Source organism: Gluconobacter vitians, assembly GCF_015244565.1.
GTDB classification, from domain to species: domain Bacteria; phylum Pseudomonadota; class Alphaproteobacteria; order Acetobacterales; family Acetobacteraceae; genus Gluconobacter; species Gluconobacter vitians.
Window position 1 is genome coordinate 35,884 of record NZ_JABCQG010000002.1, and the last position, 20,798, is coordinate 56,681.

Below are 20,798 nucleotides of genomic sequence, written 5' to 3' on the forward strand. Positions count from 1 at the left end.
GATAAGCCGTCTGCGGACGATCTCATGAAGGGACAGAACCAACGATGATGGTGACAGGACTGGCGGCCGTACTCCTAGCGCTTGCGTTCCTGCTCACGCTTGTCAGCATCATTCAGCCTCTCGCGAAACGTCTTGAGATTTCCGAGGCGGTTCTGCTGGCTCTGACCGGGATCGGGCTTGGGCTTGTTGCGTCTCTGATCGTTCGCTCTTCTGCAACCGATCTGTTGGACGGGGCTGCCGAGGCGCTGATCTATTTTCCCGTCAACAGTGAAGCTTTCCTGCTGATCTTCCTGCCGATCCTAGTTTTCCAGGGTGCGATGGCCATTGATGTCCGGCGTCTGGCGCATGAGACGGCGACGGTGCTCCTGCTGGCTGTGGTGGCGGTCATCGTTTCGACCGCGACGATCGGTTTTGCGCTCTATCCCTTTGCCAAACAGAGCCTTGTTGTCTGTCTGCTTCTTGGCTCCATCGTCGCCACGACTGATCCTTCTGCCGTGGCGGGAATCTTCCGGGAAATCGGTGCGGCTTCGCGCCTGACGCGGCTTGTCGAGGGTGAGGCGCTTCTCAATGACGCGGCGGCCATTTCCATCTTCTCGATCCTTCTCGCGGCCGTAACATCACATCATCAGATCCATCTGGCCGATGCGCTGATGGACTTCCTGACGGCCTTCATCGGAGCAATCGTGGTCGGCGTCTGTCTGGCGCGCCTCACACTGCTGCTGATTGCAGGGCTGGGAGGATCGGCGGCCTCCGAGGTCACGCTAACGCTGGCATTGCCCTATGCAGTCTATATCCTGTGCGATGAAATGCTCGGCTTTTCCGGGGTTGTGGCGACGGCGGCGGCAGGTCTGACGGTCTCTGCTTACGGGCCGTCCACTTTCCGGCCGCAGGTCTGGCGCTTCCTGAACGAAATGTGGGAGCAGCTCGTCTTCTGGGCCGGGTCGCTCGTCTTCCTTCTGGCGGCCATGCTCGTGCCCCGGTTGCTGATCGGCATGACGAAATGGGATTTCGTGCTGATCATTATCGCAAGCCTCGCGGGTCTGATCGCCCGTGCGGCGGTGATCTTCGGCATGCTGCCACTGCTGGCTGTTACCAAGCTGTCTCCGCCGGTACCGAACCCCTTCAAGGCGACGATGGCGTGGGGTGGCATCCGTGGCGCCATCACGCTCGCTCTTGCCCTAGCCGTGACCGAAAACCAGAGTGTTTCGAGCCCGGTTGCGCATTTCGTCGGTATTATTGCCACCGGTTTTGTTCTCATCACTCTTCTGGTCAACGGGACTACGCTTCGGGCTCTCGTCCTGTTCTTCAAACTGGATCAGCTATCACCGATCGATCAGGCCATCCGCCAGCAGATCGTGGGAATTGGACTGGGCGAGGTTGCTGAACGGACACGAGAGCTTTCGGAAGAACTGGGCTTCAGCGAACAGACGCGTGCAGGCGTTATCAGCCGTCTTGAGCGACGTGCCGAGAAGGAGAGGGCGGCCAATAATTTTGAGTCCGCCCTGAGTGACCGTAACCGTGTCAATATCGCCCTGATTACGATCGCCAATCAGGAGCGCTCCCTGCTGCTGGATCTGTTCCGCATTCAGGGGCTGTCCCGCCGTGTGATGGAGACCCTGCTGCGAACAGCAGAGGCCATGGCTGACGGCGCCCGTCTGGAAGGGCGGTATGGCTATGTCCGTGCGCTCAAGCGGCGTCTTCAGCCGTCCTGGCGCTTCCGGATTGCACAGGAACTGCACAGCCGCCTTCATATCGACGAGCCGCTGACGAACTGCATGATGGAGCGTTTTGAGATGCTCATCATCGCGCATCTCGTCTCACTTTCGCTCCAGCGCTTTATCCGCCAGCGCATGGAACCGACGCTCGGCCCGCGCATCACGGAAATCGTGTCCGAGGTTCTGGGGCGGCAGCGCAAGCTTCTCGATGACGCGCTTGAAACGCTGCGTCTGCATTATTCCGGTTATTCAGAGGCTTTGGAGAGCCGTATCCTGCGTCAGATCGCACTGCGTCTGGAGGACGAGGAATATGATGCGCTGGAAGCCGATAATCTGATTTCGGAAGAACTGCACCGCGAACTGCATCGCGAGATCGAGCGTCAGCGTGCCCGGCTTGATGCGCCTCTGCGCTTCAATCTCAAGAGCGGTATCGAGCAGCGTCTCCGGGCGTTTCCTGCCTTTAACGGCGTGCCTGACAATGTGCTGCAAAAGCTCGCAGGCAAGGTCTCGATGCATTTTGTCTCGCCTGGTGAAGTCCTGTTCAAGCGTGGGCAGCGCGTGCGCTTCGTTTATGCGCAGGTCGCAGGACTGGCAGAGGTCAATCTTGCGGAACGGGATCTGCTTTTCGGGAGCGGGGATTTGATCGGGGCGGCGTCTGTCATCCGGAACGATGTCATGCCGGGGACAGTGCGCTCCCTGCAGTTCAGCCATCTGCTCGCCATTCCACGTCCTGTGTTTGAAAGGCTGCTGAAGGACTATCCCATCGTTCAGCGCCTCATCATACAGCGTAGCCAGAAGAGGGCAGATGGGCTGCTTACGCCTGTCACGGTCCGGACGCTGGACGGCGCTGCGGTCTCGACGGCTTCGGCCACCGAGATGCGTCGTCTGGTCGCGCCGCCTTAAGGAACGGGCGGCGCGGTCTCTTTTCCGGGTGCCAGCAGATCGCGGAATCGCACGGCGCAGAAGCCAAGAAGCGCCGCTGCCAGCAATGCAGCGCCTGAATGCAGCAGCCAGAACGAGACATCTGAAATGCGGCCCAGCAGCGTCGCCAGCTTTCCGATCAGAAGATTGGACAGGAACAGATGGAGCGAGAAGCAGGCGACGAGAATGGTATTCAGACTGACAGGTGCGGCGCGTGAGAAAAGCGCCATGCCGATCGCGTAATTCATCGAAAACCCGATATCATTGATGATGTGGAAAGCCAGCCCCCAGAACAGGCTGACTTCATGCGGCCCGGGGCTCAGCCATGCTCCGAGAGCCAGCATCAGGGGCGCGAAAGCTGCTATGAAAGCTCCCAGCGCCACCTTGGCGATTTCCGACAGGTCCTGACGTCGGCGCGCATAGGCTTTCCAGAACCAGAGGACGAGCACGGCGCACAGGGTACTGATGAAGCCGTCGAGGGATATGAGATCGCTGACCGGCATTTCATATCCAAGAAGGTGAAGCTGGAAATGTTCACGCCCCCAGAGCAGATAGCCATCGAAAATCTCGGAATTCGGAACAGCGCCCACGGCCATGACAGGAACGAGCGCAAGAAGCAGGATCGTTGTTTTCTTTTCCTGCAAGGTCAGGGCAGGGCGCGGCCTTTTTTCAGTCCCGATCGCATCAGGGGCAGTCCGCGCCAACAGAGACGGGGCGGGGAGCCAGCGACGCCCAACAAGATAGACGACCAGCCCGATCAGCATGCCCAGACCCGCGGCCAGAAATCCCCAGTGCCATTCGATCTGCGCCAGGCTCGCACAGAGGACCGGGGAGACGATGACTGCAACCTGAAGTCCCATCGTGTAGATCTGATAGGCGTCCGAGCGTCGTCGGTCTGTCAGGGCATATAATGCGCCCACCTGCGCCCGCAGACCGCCCGCCATACCTAGACCCAGAAGCAGCAGGCCGAGCGCCAGCACGAAACTCCAGTCGAACGACATCAGGAAATGTCCCGCTGTCATCAGGATAGCGCCCAGCAGAATGGTCCTTGTCTGGCCGAGCACGCGGTCTGCAAGAAAACCGCCAAGGAGAGGGGTTGCGTAAATCAGAGCCAGGAACAGGCCCGTAATGGCGCCAGCCAAAGCCTGGGTTCCGACAGGTGCGTAAAGAGCCGAAACAAGAGTTTCAAGCGGCGCCAGACCCAGCACATGTCCCGCATGGTCCGGCTGCAGCAGATGATCCGTCAGGTACAGCGCCAGGATGGCCTGCATTCCATAAAGCGAGAAACCGACCCAGCCTTCGGTGAGTGTCAGCACCCACAAACCGATCGGATGGCCCCAGAGTTCCTGCTGCGTGCTTGAGACCGCAGGCCGCTCGACGGCTGGGGATTGAGGAATGATCTCGGTCATGCGGCCTCATATGCGCAGGGGAAGAAGATCCTGCGTAGAGGCAGAAAGCCGGTGAGGTAAAGAGGCAGAGAAGAGGGGATGGCAAAATGCCATAGGGCATTAGTTATGGCATTTTGCCATTGTGCCACAGGTGCATGTTCTAGATGTGGCATTTTGTCCTAAATTTCGATCTGTGGCTTTTTGCCATAGATGCGTTGCCCAGCAGCTTTCGAGAGCATAAATGTCCGTGCGTTATGCGGACCGATTCAAAGCTAGCTTAGGGAAAGACAGAGTTATGGCTTATTGCCATAAGAGGAATGGCTGAAAACTGCGGATTTTGCGCGTTCAGGAATCATGGTGAACAAAATGGATGAGCTGCGAGCCTCAGGCAGGGCCGTTCTCACACGCATGTCGTATAAGATATATTATGCCAACTAATATATCTGGAAACCATGAATTTCTGACGTTTTTGTGAGAACACATCCTATTGTTGCGAAGAATGTCTCCATTCGCGCTAGGAAAAGCAGTGTAGTCCAATCTGCCGGTGAGCGCCCGCATTGCGATCGTCGGTATATCCGCGGGAGCGGCTGTTTATATGCCATCTATGTCCCTGTGCCGCCTGAGCCTTCTGGGAAGCACATTCTGCATTGCTGCACTCTCCGTCCTCCCGAACGCCGCATGGGCCGATGATTATACGGAACTGCTCGACATTCTTAGGGCCAAGGGCAGTCTGACCCGCTCGGAATATAATGTGCTGCTGGCCCATCATCAGCATCACTCACATCCTTCGCTGCAACGTGACGATGACAGCGCACCCGCTGCCCCCTCACGACACCGCAACCGCTACATGCGCTATGGGCCCCAGAACGAAGGAAGCAGCCTGGAGGCTCCCCCGGATGTGACGACCATCGCCGCCGTTTCCGCCGCGCGCCGTGCCGCCATGGATGCATCGGCCAGTGCACAGGACGCCCGCAATTCGCTTCTGGAAGCGCGCCGGACCTATAATCCGGACAGCATCGTGCGCGTGAAACCCTATGTCGCGGGAAAAGGTGTGACGATCCAGGCCGGCCAGATCGATATCAATATCTCGGGCTTCGTCAACGCCTACTACACCTATAACAGCCCCGGCGGTGGTCGCCCGGTCGCAGGTGGCGTCTCGACCGGCAGCAGCGGCTTTGACTCCTCGTCTGTCCGTAACGGCCTGCTGCCCGGTGGTCTGATCCTCAAGCTGAATACGGTTCAGGACGGGATCAAGCTTGGTGCTGTCTTCGGCATGTATCCCGGCATCAACAACAACAATCCCAGCACCTTCAATGCCAACTCGGGCGGCAGCCCAGTCGGCCTTGGAACGGCCGGCCTCGATTTTCGTCAGGTCTACATGACCGCTGGCACCGACAGGTTCGGTACGGTCAAGCTGGGTCGCGACATTGCGCTGTTCGCGTCTGACGCTATCCTGAACGACGCCACGCTTCTCAGCGTTGGCAGTACCGGCAGCAACGCCAATCCTGCCAACACGTCTCTGGGCCGTATCGGCGTGGGTTACGTCTATACCGACTGGCTGCCGCAGATCACCTATATCTCGCCGAAATGGAAAGGCTTCCAGGCCTCCGTTGGCATCATGACGCCACTCGACGAGTTCAACTTTGCCGGCGGCGGCATCTCCGCAACCACGACCCAGCACAGCTCTCCCATGCTTCAGGGCAAGGTCACCTATGATGGCAATATCGCAGGCTTTACGACCCGCTTCTGGAGCAGCTTCCTCGTTCAGCACCAGCAGAACCTGACCAGCGCAACCCTTGGCAGCAGCAGCCGGAAAGGCACGACGGTCGAGGCCGGCGACGTTGGCGTCAAGGTTTCGCGCGGCCCGTTTGAAGGCGTGGCCTATTACTACTATGGCAGTGGTCTTGGTACGACTGGCATCTTCTTCGATGGCGTATCTGCCGACGGACGCAAGCGTGACTCCGAAGGCTACTATGTTCAGGCGGCCTACAAGATCCTGCCCAAGCTCAAGCTTGTTGGCAGCTATGGCGTCAGCAACCTCTATCAGGCTCCGGGCGAAGACAATCCGTCCATGGTCCGGCGCAACCAGTCGGAAGTCGGAGCGATCTATTACAATCTGACGGACTGGTTCACGATCGTGGGCGAATATGCCCATACAGAATCGGATTCCCACAGCATCGCTCACGAAAGCGACCACACCATGTCCGCCGGTGCGATGATGACGTTCTGAGCCTGAAAGACCGGGCATTCCCCTGCCCGGTCTTTCAAAAGGAAGTGTCCATCAAAACGCCTCTTCCCTTTGTCCTGAGCGCCCTGTTTGCGCTCCATGGACAGGCGGAAGCCGCATCTGCCACCGCAATGCAGGACATCATCAAGTCAAAGCTTGGACTGTCCCTCTATCAGGAAGTGGATGTCGTGCTGAACGGGAGCGGTACGACACGGCAATATCTTGTCTATGCCCGGGACAGCACATGGTGTGGAGTAACCGGGGGCTGCATGCTCTTCATTCTCACGAACAGTAGCGACGGCTGGCGGGTCCTGTCACGCATGACGCTGGTTCACCTGCCCATTCGTGCCCTGCCGCATCTGTCAAAGGGCTGGCATGATCTCGAAGTGTCCTATTCCGGCAAACTGCCGGATGGGCGCCCTGCTCTTGTCACCAGTCGCATGCGGTTTGATGGCGCACGGTATCCGCTCAATCCATCAGTCCCGCCAGCCGAACCGGTCGAGCGCCCGGGAGGACAGATCGTTCTCGCCACGGACAGCCCGATACAGACCAGCACCCCGCATTAAGCCTGAAGGTCGAGCACCATTCCGTCATAGGCTGGTTCAACACCTACCGGCAAGGTCTGGCGCAGGGTCTGGTAATCCATATCCGGCCCCATATGGGTCAAAACCACGTGCCCCACGCCGAGCCGTTCACGCCATTCCAAAACACGCCCAAGCCAGGCATGGGCCGGATGTGGTTCGTACTGGAAGCAGTCCACAATCCAGGTCTGCACGCCTTCAAGCAGCGACAGGGACTCCTCCGAAAGCGTCTCGACATCCGTGCTGTAGGCAAAGTTTCCGCAACGCACGCCAAGGGACGCAATTCGACCGTGTCGCTGCTCGAAAATCCGAGCTGTCAGACCGGGGAACGTCACTGTCTCTCCAGGCTGCACGACATGCTCGTCAAAGACAGGCCGGTAGAACTCTGGCCCTTTCCAGGGCGCAAACGCATAGGCATAACGCAGGCGCAGTTCTTCCAGAACATCCGGCGTGGCCAGCAGCGGCAGAGGCGTTTCGATCACGCGGTTGATGGCCCGCAATTCATCGAGGCCGCCGATATGATCGCTGTGCGGATGCGTATAGAGAACCGCATGAACATGGCTCAGGCCGCAGTTCAGCATCTGATCGCGAAAATCAGGCCCGGAATCCACCAGAAGCCGGAAACCGCCCTCACCTTCAATCACGACTGAGGAGCGTGTGCGCCGGTTACGCGGCTCGGTTGGGTCGCAGGCGCCCCAGATCCCCGTCCGTGGTCCCTCCTCGCCCCCGATCATGGGAACGCCGGCAGAGCCACCACATCCAAGGATTGTCACTTTCACGCAGCGATCCTCGTAAACAGACGACGGGCGTTTTCAGACGTGATCCGCGCGATCTCGTCCAGAGACATGCCCCGCTCTTCGGCCAGTCGGGCGGCCGTATGGGCGACGTAACCCGGCGTATTGGGTTTTCCACGTTTCGGGACAGGTGCGAGGAACGGACTGTCCGTCTCGACCAGAATGCGGTCTTCCGGAACCATCCGCGCCACTTCGCGGACTTCCTCGCATTTCGGGAAGGTCAGCAGGCCGGAGAAGCTGATATAGCCCCCGAGTTCCAGCGCCGCTTCCGCCAGTTTCGGACCAGACGCAAAGCAATGGATCAGGAACGGAAAGGCACCCTTGGCGTGTTCGTCACGCAGGATGGCGATCATGTCGTCATCGGCGTTGCGGGTATGGATGACGACCGGCAGTCCCGTCTGACGTGCGGCCGCGATATGGGTGCGGAACGCGGCGTGCTGGGCTGGCTTGGCCTCGTCTCCGCTATGGAAATAATCCAGCCCCGTCTCTCCGATTGCCACAACGGAAGGCGCTTCGGTCTTGGCGACGAGTTCCTCGACGGACGGCAGACGCTCCTCGCCCGCATAATCCGGATGAATGCCGATTGCGCACCAGATCCGCAGATCCGGCGTGTCATGCTGAGTCAGGGCGATCTGCGTATCAGCTTGTGAAAAGCGCGTCCCGATCGTGATCATGCCGGACAGGCCCGACTCCCGCGCCAGCTCGAAAGCAGGCGCGAGGTCGTCGAGCTTGTCCAGATGACAGTGGGTGTCGATCAGTCCCGTCATGCCTCTTCCTCGACAAAACGCGGGAACAGACCTTCCGGCTTGGGAAGCGTGCGACCCGCCGGCAGTGGCGTTTCGAGGGCCGCGAATGTCCGTTCATTTTCCTGCACACCGAGCTGCGTCAGCATCCGGTCCATCGTGTTCGGCATGTAAGGCTGAAGCATGGTTGCGATCCCGCGGATCATGTCAACGAGAACCCGCAACACGTCCGCCATACGCTCCGGATCGGTCTTTTTCAGGGCCCAGGGCGCCTGACGGTCGATGTAGGAATTGGCGGCGCGGATGACCTTCCAGACTTCTTCCAGCGCATCGGTGATCGCCTTGCGCTCAATCTGTTCGGACATGATCGTCGGCAGCAGCGTCACCATGGCCAGCATGGCCTGATCGTCTTCGGTCAGCGTGCCGCTTTCAGGCAGAACGCCGCCCAGATTGCGGGCCACCTGGCTCAGCGTACGCTGGCACAGATTGCCAAGATCGTTCGCCAGTTCGACATTCGTACGCGTGATCATGGAGCGGCGGCTGAAATTGGAATCCCCGCCAAACGGCACTTCGCGCATCAGGAAAAAGCGCAGCGCATCCAGCCCGAATTCGTCAGCGAGCGCCTTCGGGTCGAGGACGTTACCGAGAGACTTGCTCATCTTCTCGCCTTCGACCGTCCACCAGCCATGGGCGAAGACGCTCTTCGGCAGATCAATGCCAGCCGCCATCAGGAAGGCCGGCCAGTACACGCAGTGGAAGCGAGCAATTTCCTTGCCCACGATATGGACATCCGCCGGCCAGAACTTCGCCCGCGGGTCATCAAGGTTCGGATAACCGACGGCCGTGAGATAGTTCGCCAGCGCGTCGAACCAGACATACATGACATGGTCCGGATCGTTCGGAACCGGAACGCCCCATTTGAAGCTCGTACGGCTGACGGACAGGTCGCGCAGGCCCTGACGGACGAAGCTCTCGATTTCACGACGCGGACCGACGGGGCCGATGAAGTCGGGATTGTCTTCGTAGAGCTTCAAAAGCCGGTCCTGAAAATCGGACAGACGGAAGAAATAGGACGGCTCCTTGACGCGCTCGACCGGCGCACCAGACGGGGCCACGAACGTCCCGTCAGGCTTCTTGACCAGTTCGTCCTCGCCGATGAACGCCTCGTCGCGCGTCGAGTACCAGCCCTCATAGGCGCCCAGATAAATATGTCCGTTCGCCGCAACCTTTTCCCACAGCGCCTTGGCCGCGCCCTTGTGGCGCTCTTCGGTCGTGCGGATGAACTCATCGGTCGAGATCGCCATGTCCTTCTGCATCTGGCGGAAGGAAGCTGAAACCTCGTCGGCATAGGCCTGCGGGTCCATACCCTTGGCGACAGCCGTCTGCTCGACCTTCTGGCCATGCTCGTCGGTGCCGCTAACGAACAGGACTTCTTCGCCGTTCAGGCGATGAAAGCGGGCCAGAACGTCGGCCGCAATAGAGGTATAGGCATGCCCGATATGCGGAGCGCCGTTCACATAGAAGATCGGGGTCGTGATGGTGAAGCGCCGCGTCATGTCCACTCGTTTCATAACGCCCGGACCATCTCAGCTGCCGGAAGCGAGTTCCGCTGCCTGACGGATGGCCTGGGCCTTGTCCAGATTGAAGCCTTCGGTCTGACGCCTCAGCGTGTCCAGTTCGGAACACTGCCGCGCCGTCAGATCGGCTTTTGCGAGATCCCCGCGCCGCGCTGCCGAGCGCGCACGGTCTGCCAGTCCCTCGCCTAGCAAATCGCAGAGCAATGCGAAACCTTCAGCCTCTCTCGCAATACGCTCGCTCAGGGCCATGGTTTCCGATCCACGCACCTGTCCGGCAAGGATTTCCGCCACAAATGAGGCAATCGCCCCGTCCCGGTCCTGCGACAGAAAGAGTGCCCGGCCCGGCGATCCATGCGCCCGCGCCAGCACATCCGCAGAGATGCCCGGTAGTGCGGCGCGCATATCCGCGTCCGACAGTGCGGACAGTGTAAGCATCCGGCAGCGGCTGCGGATCGTGGGCAGGAGCGCGCCCGGAGAGGACGTGGTCAGCAGCAGGATGCAGCGCGGGGGGGGCTCTTCTAGGATCTTGAGCAGCGCGTTGGCCGCGAACCGGTTCAGATATTCCGCCCCGTCCACGATCACCACACGCCAACCCCCTTCGGTCGCCGTATGGTGAAGGAACGTCTGGACCGGACGGACATCCGCGGCGGTAATTTCGCCCCGCAGACGGCCTTTTTTCTCGTCCACGACCCGCGAGATTTCCAGCAGGTCCCCGTGTGTTCCGGCTGCAATGCGACGCGCCTGCGAGGAATCCGGATTTTCCGCATTCAGAAGCAGTCTGGCCAGACGGAAAGCCAGCGTTGCCTTCCCGATCCCCGCCGGGCCACAGATCAGCCAGGCATGATGCAGCTTGCCACCGGCCAGCGCCTGCCGGAACGTCGCCTCCGCCTCGGCATGGCCATACAGATCCAGAGTATGCCGCGGATCGCTCACACGCCCTGAACCGACAGGCTTTCATGCACGGCCTGCAGGAGCGCCGCACTAACGGCCTTGGGCGTCTGGCCAGCATCTACACGTTTCACGCGCGCCGGATCAGCCGACGCAATCGCATCGAACCCGGCCAGAACACGCTCATGGAATGCTTCTGCCTGAGCCTCGTAACGGTCCGTCTGGCCGCCCCGGGCTTTCAGACGCGCAAGCGCCTGCGTCCGGGGGAGTTCCAGCATCAGTGTCAGATCCGGCTCGAAGTCCACGAGTTTGCGGGCACCCTTGAGGAACGCCAGAACCTCGGGCGCACCCTGCCCGATGCCATAGCCCTGATAGGCCAGTGTCGAGTCATGGAAGCGGTCACAGACCACGATCTCGCCCCGCTCAAGCGCCGGCAGAATGGCGTTGTCGAGATGGTCCGACCGGGCGGCCATGTGCATCAGGATTTCCGCCCGCCAGGAGAGATCAACCTCCCCGAACAGCAGCAGGTTGCGGATTTCCTCCGCGCCCGGCGTTCCACCGGGCTCCCGCGACAGAAGAACCTTATGTCCTTCCGCACGCAGGGCCTCGGCCAGAAGGCGGGCCTGGGTGGATTTCCCCGCACCCTCGCCGCCTTCGAGCGTAATGAACAGTCCTTTTCCAGTCATGCCCTTACTGCGCGGGACCATGGCCCAAACGCGTCATGGCGCGGGCAACCAGTCCGAGCTTTGCGACCGATTCGCCAGCCTCCAGCGGCACGCGGATGTCAGCCATGTTCGGCGCGGAAATCACCAGTGCCCCGCAGACCTGTCCCTTTGTCACCGGCGCAATCACCGGAGAGGCATAATCCACCCCGATATGGGAGCGCTGCTGCCAGCCCACCGGGAGCGTCATGACAATATCGGCGCCTGCGACCAGCGGGACCTGACGGTGTTCGCCCATCCAGACCGGCGCGGAATCCACGACCTGCCCGCGACGGAACAGCGTGGCGTTCTCGAAATTCGCAAACGCCCAGGACATCAGACGCTCGCCCTCATGGGCACGCTCATTGCTCGACGATGTGCCGTTGATGACGACGATGACACGGTTGCCGTTGCGCTGGGAGCTTGCGCACAGACCAAAACCGCCCGCATCCGTATGACCGGTCTTCAGACCGTCAGCGAGGCCCTTGTCCACCAGCACGTTCCGGTTGCCCTGACGGATATGGTTGTAGGTGAACTCGAGCTCGCCGAAATAATGATAGTACTGCGGGAAATCGCGGATCAGATGGGACGCCACCGTCGCGACATCGCGCGCCGTCATGTAATGACCATCCGCCGGCAGACCCGTCACATTGAGGAAGTGCGAGTTCATCATGCCGAGCTTCGGTGCTTCCTCGTTCATCATCGCGACAAAGCGCTCTTCCGAACCCGCAATGCCTTCCGCCAGAACGATACAGGCGTCATTGCCGGACTGGATCAGCATGCCCTGAATCAGATCAGATACCAGAACGCTCTGGCCCAGCGGCACGAACATCTTGGAGCCCTGCGTACGCCATGCTTTTTCGCTGACCGGCAGGCTCTGCTCCAGACGGATGCGACCCGTGGCCAGCATGCCGAACACGATATAGGCGGTCATCATCTTCGTCAGCGAAGATGGTGCCATGCGCTCGTCGGAGGCCTTGTCGAGCAGGACCGCGCCCGTATCGTAATCCACGACATAAGCCCAGCGCGCCACCGTATCGAACGGACCGATGGGCGTATTCGCAGGCGTTCCGACCGGAGCGTCTGTCGTAGCGGCCGCAGCAGCCTTTGCAGCGTGAGCCGCATGACGGTGCGGGCGGGCGAACGCCTTCAGGGGTCCCGCAAAAGAAGCACAGGCCGCAATACCTGCCACCCCACCGAAAAGAGAGCGTCTAGTCCGCACGTTCGTCCCCAGTTCCACGGCCTTCAGACAACCGGCCGTCATTCCACAATGATCCGCGCGCCCTCTACCCCGCACAGGCGGGTGTGGTCCAGTGCCGCATCAGCCTGTGCGATGTCGGAATAGGGTCCACCAAGAACGCGCCACTCAAGCCCGACGGCCTCCCGCGCATGCAGGACCGAGCCACCACAGCGCGCTGCAACACCTGCTGCCGTCGCGCTGCCAGAAAATATTCCCATCAGGATATAAAGCCCCGACGGCCCCCGACTGCCCTGTGTCCATGTCGCAGGCAATGGCCCGACAGGAACGGAATTTGTCTCGGCAGACGAGTCGTTGCCATAGACCTGCGAGGAGCCATCACTCAGCGAGGTCGCCCGAACTTCTCCGACAGGCGCTGCCGAAATATTCTGGGGTGGCACTTTCACCAGCTTTTCCGCCAGCACACGGCTGACCGCTTCGTCTTCCGTAACCTCGACAGGTGTATCTGCCGTCATGCCCAGAAGGTCCGCCGCTTTCGGAGATAGTGCAATAATGCGTCCGGGATCAGCCGGTCCACGATCCGTCAGCCGGATGCGTACGATCCGGCCGTTCAGAAGGTTGCGGACACTGACGATTGCCGGAAGCTGGAGCGTCTGGTGCGCCCCCGTCATCCCGTCCGCAGACCAAGCTTCCCCATCAGCCGTCAGGCCGGAGGCAGGCGCGTGTTCGCGCGTCGCCAGTCCTGTCGCGTGATAGTCAAACTGCTCGTTCGGATAGAACCATCCGTGTGTGCCAGGCCAGGCATCACCCAGTTCGTAATGCGGATGGACCGCAGGTGCCGGCTCGTCGCGCTGGCAGGATGCGAGCAGCGGCAGAAGGGCCAGAGCGGCCCCGTACTTACGCAGAGACAATTCCGGTCCCCAGAAGCCCGACGCCGAGCGCATAGTAGTCCGACGGGTTGTACCGGCGGATCACGTTGAAGTTGTGATAGACCATGAAGGCCTGCGTGTTCGGACCATCAGGCTGCACGACAGCACCCTGTGCATCGGACCGCGAGAATGCCGTCCCGTCAGCCCGGCGCACGCCCAGCGCCATCCATTCGCCCAGCGTCCGCTGACGGGTCCGGCCGATTTCCGCCTTGTCGAGCACTTTGGTCAGTGTGATTTCCTGTCCCCAAGGCTCGTTGACCTGCCAACCACATTTGCCGAGATAATTGGCGATGGAGGCGAACACATCCGCTTCCGATGTCCAGATATTGCGCTTGCCGTCCCCGTCCCCATCCGCCGCGTAGCGCAGATAGGCGCTGGGCATGAACTGCGCCTGCCCCATGGCACCAGCATAGCTGCCAATCATGGCCGAGGGTGCGATATCACCGTCATTGAGGATCTGAAGCGCCTTCATAAGCTCGTTACGGAAGAAAGCAGAACGCCGTCCGTCAAAGGCCAGCGTCGCAAGCGCGTCGATGACGGAATAGGTCCCGTCATGCGCGCCAAATCCCGACTCGAGCCCCCAGATCCCCATGACGGCGCGGTCGTCGCATCCGAAACGTGCGCTGACGGGAGACATCACGGACTGCTGGGCCGCGTAAACGCTCCGTCCCTTTGCAAAACGCGACTCCGGCAGGACGCGATCACGATACTGCGCCCAGGTCAGAGTAAACTCCGGCTGGTGGCGGTCGAGCTTGAGGACGGAGGCGTTGGGCTGCGTCGTCAGGCTGAGCGCCTGTGAAACGATCGAAGGGGACAGTCCCTGCGCCACGGCCTGTGCCCGGACACTGGCGAGAAAAGCGCTGTAATCCTGCGCGCGGGCGGACGAAAACCCGACTGCCGCCGAGCCGGCAACGGAGGTCAGGGCCGCAAGCAGATGGCGTCGTTGAAGCACGGTCAGGAATGATCCCTTACGGGTAGAAATGATAGGACATACGCTAGCAATCCGCAGCACGGACCGCCAGCCTCCAAAGGAGTGTCGCAGGTCATTCGCACCGAAATATGGCAGGGCAAGATTGTCGTTGGCGCGCTGGCGTGCGAAACCGGCGCCTCAATGTTCATGGAACCTTCCCAATCGTGATTGCCATCGGCCCTGCCATGGCCTCCCAGCCAGCCTGGCTGAAGGCAGCCACCATCATTGTTGGCACCTTCATCCTTGAAGACGTGGCAACGGTGCTTTCCGCGATTGCAGCCCGCGCCGGCGAAGTCAGCATCCCCCTCGCCCTGGGTGCGCTGTATTTCGGCGTGGCGGTCGGGGATATGGGCCTGTACGGGCTTGGCGCCGCCGGTGCCCGCTGGCCTTACCTCAAGCGGTTCCTGACCCTTCCCAAACGCGAACGTACACAGGACTGGTTCAGCACGAACGTCATCCGCGTCGTGGCCATCTCCCGCTTCGTGCCCGGCGCCAGACTGCCGCTCTATACCGCCTGCGGTTTTTTCCGCGCGCCGTTCCTTCCCTTTGCCATGACCGCAGTTCTGGCTACGCTGGTCTGGACAACGTGTCTTTTCCTGCTCGCCATGAGAGTCGGAGGCTGGCTGCTCGCCCATCAGGGCGGCTGGCGCTGGGCCGGACTGGCGGGGTTTGTCCTGTGTATCGTTGTCGTCGGGCGCCTGATCGCCCGTCTCCAGACCGTGAGCCAGTAACAGCAATGTCCAAGTCAGAAGCCGACCAGAACCCGCTCTCCCTTTTCGAATTCTGGCCCGGATCCATCTTCTACACCCCCATCGTCCTGTACTGGATCGCCATGGGAATCAAATACCGCGACCTCAGCATCTCGACCGCCGCCAATCCGCGTATTGAAACCGGTGGCCTGTGTGGAGAGAGCAAGTCCTCGATCCTCGATATGGGCGGCTCCACGGCACAGTCCTATATTGCCCCCTACGTCGTCTTCCGCAGCGGCAAGGGCTCGGAACGCCGGGCGCTGGACGCCATGGAGCGCAAGGGCCTGTCCTTCCCCGTCGTCATCAAGCCCGATATCGGCTGCAATGGCACGGGCGTAAAACTCGTCCAGTCCCGCGAACAGCTTGAAGCCGTCCTGCCGCAGTTCCCCGATGATGTGGATATGCTGGTTCAGGAGCTCATCACCTATCCGGTTGAGGCAGGCCTGTTCTATATCCGTCACCCCGACGAACCCCGTGGCCGCATCACGTCCATCACCTACAAGGAAGCGCCGATCCTGACGGGCGATGGTGTCTCCACGATCGAGGAACTGATCCTGCGGGATCCGCGCATGGGCCTTGTTCCGCAGATCTATCTGCCGCGGCTGGCTGGCAAGGAAAAGAACGTCCTTGCCAAAGGTGAGGAAATGCCGCTGGTTTTTGCCGGAAACCACTGCAAGGGTTCCGTCTTCCGCGATGGTCGCGCCGATACGACCGAGGCTCTGACCGTGCGGCTGGATGCCATCATGAAGGATATTCCGGATTTCCATTTCGGCCGGGTGGACGTGAAAGCCGCTTCCATTGAGGATCTGCGCCGGGGCGAGAACTTCCGGATCATCGAGATCAATGGCGTCGGCTCCGAGGCCACTCATATCTGGGACCGTCGCACGACGCTCTGGGAAGCCTATCGCGCCCAGTTCTCACATTACCGTCAGACGTTCCTGATCGGCGCTGCCAACAGGGCGCGGGGCTGGAAAACGTCAGGCGCGTTCTCGATGCTGCATTCCTGGCGCAAGCAGCGTCGGCTGCTTGCGTCCTATCCGCTGAACGACTGAATCCAGCGCGGCAGGCTGGCCTTACTGGCCCAGCTTGCCGCCACCAAAGATGTAATTGCTGACCTGCTGCTCCAGGGAAAGCTGATCCCGCGTATCGGTGATCTTGCCTTCGCTGGACAGTGTCGTGCGGGAATGGCCGGGCTGAATCTGCAGGGCGTTATCCGCAGTCATGGTCGGCGCACCGATGCCTACGGCCGTATCCACGGGAAGATGCAGGCGCTGGTCCACCGTAAAGGCCACGTCGGCCATCTGTGTGCGCGGATCGAGCGTGATGGAGACGACACGTCCCACCGGCACACCTGCGAGATCGACATTCGCGCCCGTGTGGAGGCCATTCGCGGAATTAAAGGCCGCGTGCAGGACCTCGCCCTGAAAATCAGGTCCCTTGCGCAAGGCGTTGCCATAGACGAGGAATGTTCCGGCGATCGCCAGAACGAGACCACTGGCCAGGATGGCGCCCCCACGGCCGCTCAATGTTGACTGCATGCCAGCCTCGCCTTCTGGAAAATCTTGAACAGAACGGGAGTTAGTCCTCCCTTGACCGCCCGGTCAAGGTTACGTCCAAGGTTGCGTCGCCTGCCACCATGAGGCAAGTGATCTGCTTTTCCGCCTTTGTGACGAAGGCCTCCACCCGATACAGGCTCCATGACGCTTCTCCAGGCCCTCATTCTCGCCATCGTTCAGGGTATTACCGAACCCTTCCCGGTTAGCAGCCTCGGCCATGCCGTTCTCCTGCCCGCGCTTCTGCACTGGGATCTGGACGAACACGCGCCCATGTTCCTGCCGTTCCTGACTATGCTCCATGTGGGCACGCTGGTCGCGCTGGCAGGCGTTTTCTGGCGGGACTGGATAGCCATTCTGGGTGGCATGTTCGGCCGTTATGGCCGCTACGCGCAGATGGAAGCGATTCGGATCTTCGGGCTGCTCGTGATTGCGACCATTCCTGCCGTGCTGGTTGGCTGGCTGCTGGAACACCGTCTGCGCGCCGTGTTCGGTACCCCTCTCGCCGTTGCCGGGTTCCTGATCCTCAATGGCTTTCTGCTTATGGCGACGGAATGGCTCCGGCGCCAGAAAGGTCATCGCGATCACAAGCCCATCGCCACGCTTGCGCCCAAGGACGCCGTGATCATCGGCATCTGGCAGTGTCTTGCGCTTCTGCCGGGACTGTCGCGCTCGGGAGCGACCATGAATGGCGGCCTGCTGCGCGGACTGGATCATGAAACAGCTGCGCGTTTCTCTCTGCTGATGGCCCAGCCCATCGTGCTGGCCGCCACGGTCCGGGAGGCCTGGCAGATGCGTCACATGACAATCTCGCATGACGTCATGGTGCAATGCGTTGCCGGTGCCGTCGTCGCGGGACTGACGGCGCTGATCTGTTCGCTGCTAATGCTGCGCTTCTTTCGCAACCATGATGGCTGGGCGCTGACGCCCTTTGGAATCTACTGCATCGTGGCGGGCCTTTTTGCCGGTGCCGTCATTCTTCTCTGACCTTTCCAGCCGCCGTTTTTCGCGGCACATTGCGGATCATGCCAGCTTCGATACAATCTTCTCCTGATGCCTCCGGTCCCAGTCGTCGCAAGACCCTTGAACAGGTCCTGTTCGAAAACGACACGAACGGTCTCAAACGGAGCCTGACGGCAACACAGTTGATCATTCTGGGCGTCGGTTCCACGATCGGCGCTGGCATTTACGTCATGACGGGTACGGCCGCTGCGGAATATGCCGGTCCTTCCGTCCTGATCTCATTCGTTATCGCCGCCCTCGCCTGCCTGTTTACGGCATTTTCCTACGGCGAACTTTCCTCGACCCTGCCTGTGTCGGGTTCAGCCTATTCCTATGCCTATATCTCGATGGGCGAAAAGGCTGCCTGGATGGTCGGCTGGCTGCTGCTTCTTGAATACGGCATTTCGTGTTCCGCTGTCGCGGCCGGCCTGTCGGGATATGCGAGTTCGCTGCTTGGCGTTACTGGCATTCATATGCCCGCATCATTGACGCAGGCGACCCTGCAGCCCATTGCCGGCACGGCAGGTGCCCGGATCGGCGCAGGGTGGCGGTTTGATCTGATCGGCTTCACCGCAACACTTCTCGTCACGGCACTGCTGGTCCGAGGCGTCGAAGAGTCAGCCCGGATCAACACCATGATCGTGGCGCTCAAGGTCGGGGTGCTGTTCGTGTTCGTGGCGCTGGGCATCGGTGCCGTCAATCCGGCAAACTGGCATCCGTTCATTCCCGCCAGTGAAGGCGGTTTCCATTACGGCGTGCGCGGCATTTTCCGCGCGGCTTCGGTCATTTTCTTTGCCTATGTCGGGTTCGAGGCCGTCTCCACAGCCTCAGCCGAAGCGCGCAACCCTACACGCGACGTTCCGATCGGCATTATCGGCAGTTTGCTGATCTGCACCATCGTCTACATGATCGTCGCAACCGTGCTGCTTGGCATCGTGCCTTATCGTGAGCTGGACGTCCCTGACCCGCTCGCCATTGCCGTAAAGATCATGCACACACCCTGGCTGTCCCTGCTGGTCAATGTCGGCGCCACGATCGGCCTGTGCTCGGTTCTGATGGGCCTGATGTATGCCCAGTCCCGTGTTCTGCTCACCATCAGCCGTGATGGTCTGATCCCGGGCATTTTCTGCCTGATCCATCCGAAATTCCGCACACCGTGGATCGGAACGATTGTCCTTGGTCTGGTCGTGGCCCTCATCACCGCGACGCTACCGATCGACATCATCAGCGACCTCGTTTCCATCGGCACGGCGGCAGCGTTTGGAATTGTCTGCTTTACGGTCATCTGGCAGCGCAACACGCGCCCGGACATTGTACGCCCCTTCAGCGTCCCGCTCGGCGGCATCCGCATCCGCGGGGTCTGGATCGGCACGACACCCGCACTTGGCATCCTGTTCTGTCTGGTGATGACCATTCCACTGGTCTCGGACATGGTGCACGCCGTCACCAGCGGCAATCCGGTCCCGCTGATCCTTCTGGTGACCTATCTGGCGCTGGGCCTTGCAACTTACGTCTTCTACGGACGGCGCCATTCCAAAATGCGCCCCGAGCAGCCCTCAGTCTGATGACATCGACGAACTGCCGGGCCCCATACCCGGACCCATATAGCTTCCCGGCGGTGGCCGGCTGATCGGGGGCGCCATCCGCTCCCAGGGCTCCTGAGCCTCGGCTGCGGGAGGCATCATGGAGAAACGCGACCGGGGTAGCGCCTCGGGGCATTCATCGCGGATCCGGGCGATGATTTTCTCACGGATATCGCACCGCAAATCCCAGCTCTGGAGTGCCGTACGGGCACTGGCGATGATGCGGATGGACATGACATGCGCATCGCAATCCGCCACCTGAACGTCGAACACGCGCCCGTCCCACAGCGGGCAGCCGCGCACGATCTCGTTCAGTATCTCGCGGATCTTGTCCATCGGTGCCTGATAATCGACCCATAGAAATACGACACCGATGATGGCCGCGGAGTTATGCGTCCAGTTCTCGAACTGGTTTTCCAGAAAATACGAGATCGGCACGATATGCCGCCGCCAGTCCCAGACCCGCAGCACCACATAGGTCGCGTTGATTTCCTCAACCCAGCACCAGTCGCCATTGATAATGATCAGGTCTTCCATCCGGATCGGCTGGGTGAGTGCAATCTGCACACCCGCGATCAGGTTCGTCAGCAATCCGCGCGCCGACAGACCGACGATCAGGGACGCCGCCCCTGCCGACGCGAACAGGGACAGCCCATACTGCTTGACGGAGGGAAACAGCATCAGAGCCGAAGCCACGGTCACAATGCCCACCAGGATTTCCGTCAGCCGTCGCAGGACGCGGATCTGCGTCTGATGCGAACGGATCATGATGTCGTCGGTCTCTTCGCGCGCTGCGAGGCGGTTGAGATAGACTTCCGTCATGATCCGGAAGACCATGATCGCCGAGAAACCGAAAGTCAGGATCAGCAGGAACAGGAAGAAAAGCTGAAGATCGTCTTCCTGCGCCGCCGTAAACCCCGTTGCGGCCGGCAGCGCGGACAGCATGGCCAGAAGTGCCACCATCAGCCGTGTGGGCCTGCGCAGGGACGAGACGATCCGCCGGATCAGTGCGGCCTTGCGCGATCCCGGGATCCGCAGGAGCTGTGTCGTGACAAGATTGCCGCAATAGAACGCCAGCACCCCCACAACCACCAGCATCAGCACCGACACGACGGAAGCGGGCAGCCAGGTGAAGTAGGACCTTATGACAAACAGGGTGCTGACGAAGTGTTGCGTCACCAGGGGAAGGACTCCTTGCCGCGAAAAAACAGGACGCGCCGCAGGGAGCCGCGCAGAATGGAAAACAGTGATACTTCAAATGCCACGGGCACCCACGCCA

At 60.7% G+C, this 20,798-nt stretch carries 18 protein-coding genes; 7 read left to right on the forward strand and 11 right to left on the reverse strand.

The genetic code is table 11. The features are described 5' to 3' along the window. Positions 1 to 44 precede the first annotated feature (44 nt). Positions 45 to 2,618 carry a cation:proton antiporter gene (locus HKD24_RS01790; protein WP_194258758.1) on the forward strand — a complete coding sequence of 858 codons (2,574 nt, stop codon included), beginning with the start codon at positions 45 to 47 and terminating at the stop codon, positions 2,616 to 2,618. Here HKD24_RS01790 and HKD24_RS01795 read toward each other — a convergent pair. Further along, positions 2,615 to 4,045, reverse strand: coding sequence for a peptide MFS transporter (locus HKD24_RS01795; protein ID WP_194258759.1), 1,431 nt, complete (start codon positions 4,043 to 4,045; stop codon positions 2,615 to 2,617). The two genes, HKD24_RS01790 and HKD24_RS01795, sit on opposite strands and share 4 nt — an antisense overlap. 583 nt (positions 4,046 to 4,628) lie before the next feature. Here HKD24_RS01795 and HKD24_RS01800 point away from each other — a divergent pair. After that, positions 4,629 to 6,254 (forward strand): porin, encoded by a 1,626-nt coding sequence (locus HKD24_RS01800; protein WP_407646345.1) that lies wholly within the window; start codon positions 4,629 to 4,631, stop codon positions 6,252 to 6,254. A 44-nt stretch (positions 6,255 to 6,298) separates the two neighbouring features. Next, entirely contained in the window at positions 6,299 to 6,817 is a 519-nt protein-coding gene (locus HKD24_RS01805) for a hypothetical protein (protein WP_194258761.1), read from the forward strand. Here the strand turns inward: HKD24_RS01805 and HKD24_RS01810 are convergent. The 8 genes from HKD24_RS01810 to HKD24_RS01845 are packed head-to-tail and all read right to left on the reverse strand — an operon-like array spanning position 6,814 to position 14,614. After that, positions 6,814 to 7,611: an MBL fold metallo-hydrolase gene (locus HKD24_RS01810; protein WP_194258762.1), complete on the reverse strand. Its 798-nt coding sequence runs from the start codon at positions 7,609 to 7,611 to the stop codon at positions 6,814 to 6,816. The two genes, HKD24_RS01805 and HKD24_RS01810, sit on opposite strands and share 4 nt — an antisense overlap. Beyond that, positions 7,608 to 8,393 (reverse strand): TatD family hydrolase, encoded by a 786-nt coding sequence (locus HKD24_RS01815; protein WP_194258763.1) that lies wholly within the window; start codon positions 8,391 to 8,393, stop codon positions 7,608 to 7,610. Before HKD24_RS01815 ends, HKD24_RS01810 begins: the two co-directional genes overlap by 4 nt. Then, a complete protein-coding gene (gene metG, locus HKD24_RS01820) occupies positions 8,390 to 9,925 on the reverse strand; it encodes a methionine--tRNA ligase (protein ID WP_194258764.1) in 1,536 nt (511 codons plus the stop codon). The genes HKD24_RS01815 and metG overlap by 4 nt, the downstream gene beginning before the upstream one ends. Before the next feature lie 30 nt (positions 9,926 to 9,955). Further along, positions 9,956 to 10,879, reverse strand: coding sequence for a DNA polymerase III subunit delta' (locus tag HKD24_RS01825; RefSeq protein ID WP_194258765.1), 924 nt, complete (start codon positions 10,877 to 10,879; stop codon positions 9,956 to 9,958). Beyond that, positions 10,876 to 11,520, reverse strand: a complete 645-nt coding sequence (gene tmk / locus HKD24_RS01830; RefSeq protein WP_194258766.1) for a dTMP kinase — start codon at positions 11,518 to 11,520, stop codon at positions 10,876 to 10,878. The genes HKD24_RS01825 and tmk overlap by 4 nt, the downstream gene beginning before the upstream one ends. Before the next feature lie 4 nt (positions 11,521 to 11,524). Continuing rightward, positions 11,525 to 12,799: a D-alanyl-D-alanine carboxypeptidase family protein gene (locus tag HKD24_RS01835; RefSeq protein WP_194258767.1), complete on the reverse strand. Its 1,275-nt coding sequence runs from the start codon at positions 12,797 to 12,799 to the stop codon at positions 11,525 to 11,527. Further along, positions 12,796 to 13,644, reverse strand: a complete 849-nt coding sequence (locus tag HKD24_RS01840; RefSeq protein ID WP_228124105.1) for a septal ring lytic transglycosylase RlpA family protein — start codon at positions 13,642 to 13,644, stop codon at positions 12,796 to 12,798. Before HKD24_RS01840 ends, HKD24_RS01835 begins: the two co-directional genes overlap by 4 nt. Beyond that, positions 13,631 to 14,614, reverse strand: coding sequence for a lytic murein transglycosylase (locus tag HKD24_RS01845; protein WP_194258769.1), 984 nt, complete (start codon positions 14,612 to 14,614; stop codon positions 13,631 to 13,633). The genes HKD24_RS01840 and HKD24_RS01845 overlap by 14 nt, the downstream gene beginning before the upstream one ends. A 182-nt stretch (positions 14,615 to 14,796) precedes the next feature. Here HKD24_RS01845 and HKD24_RS01850 point away from each other — a divergent pair, with 182 nt between their 5' ends. Next, complete coding sequence (locus HKD24_RS01850; protein ID WP_041110405.1) at positions 14,797 to 15,363, forward strand: DedA family protein; 567 nt, start codon at positions 14,797 to 14,799, stop codon at positions 15,361 to 15,363. A 5-nt stretch (positions 15,364 to 15,368) separates the two neighbouring features. Next, complete coding sequence (locus HKD24_RS01855; RefSeq protein ID WP_194258770.1) at positions 15,369 to 16,433, forward strand: ATP-grasp domain-containing protein; 1,065 nt, start codon at positions 15,369 to 15,371, stop codon at positions 16,431 to 16,433. A 21-nt stretch (positions 16,434 to 16,454) separates the two neighbouring features. On the opposite strand, the gene HKD24_RS01860 is transcribed toward HKD24_RS01855, so the two are convergent. Next, on the reverse strand, positions 16,455 to 16,919 hold the full coding sequence (locus HKD24_RS01860; RefSeq protein WP_062510263.1) for an MlaD family protein: 465 nt from the start codon (positions 16,917 to 16,919) through the stop codon (positions 16,455 to 16,457). Positions 16,920 to 17,078: 159 nt separating this feature from the next. Here HKD24_RS01860 and HKD24_RS01865 point away from each other — a divergent pair, with 159 nt between their 5' ends. Both HKD24_RS01865 and HKD24_RS01870 read left to right on the forward strand, forming a co-directional pair. Next, on the forward strand, positions 17,079 to 17,921 hold the full coding sequence (locus HKD24_RS01865; RefSeq protein WP_194258771.1) for an undecaprenyl-diphosphate phosphatase: 843 nt from the start codon (positions 17,079 to 17,081) through the stop codon (positions 17,919 to 17,921). Between the two features lie 38 nt (positions 17,922 to 17,959). After that, positions 17,960 to 19,501, forward strand: a complete 1,542-nt coding sequence (locus tag HKD24_RS01870; RefSeq protein ID WP_194258772.1) for an amino acid permease — start codon at positions 17,960 to 17,962, stop codon at positions 19,499 to 19,501. On the opposite strand, the gene HKD24_RS01875 is transcribed toward HKD24_RS01870, so the two are convergent. After that, the gene (locus HKD24_RS01875; RefSeq protein ID WP_194258773.1) at positions 19,493 to 20,698 is read right to left on the reverse strand and encodes a mechanosensitive ion channel family protein; all 1,206 of its coding nucleotides are present in this window, start codon (positions 20,696 to 20,698) and stop codon (positions 19,493 to 19,495) included. The genes HKD24_RS01870 and HKD24_RS01875 overlap by 9 nt on opposite strands. Positions 20,699 to 20,798: the final 100 nt, after the last annotated feature.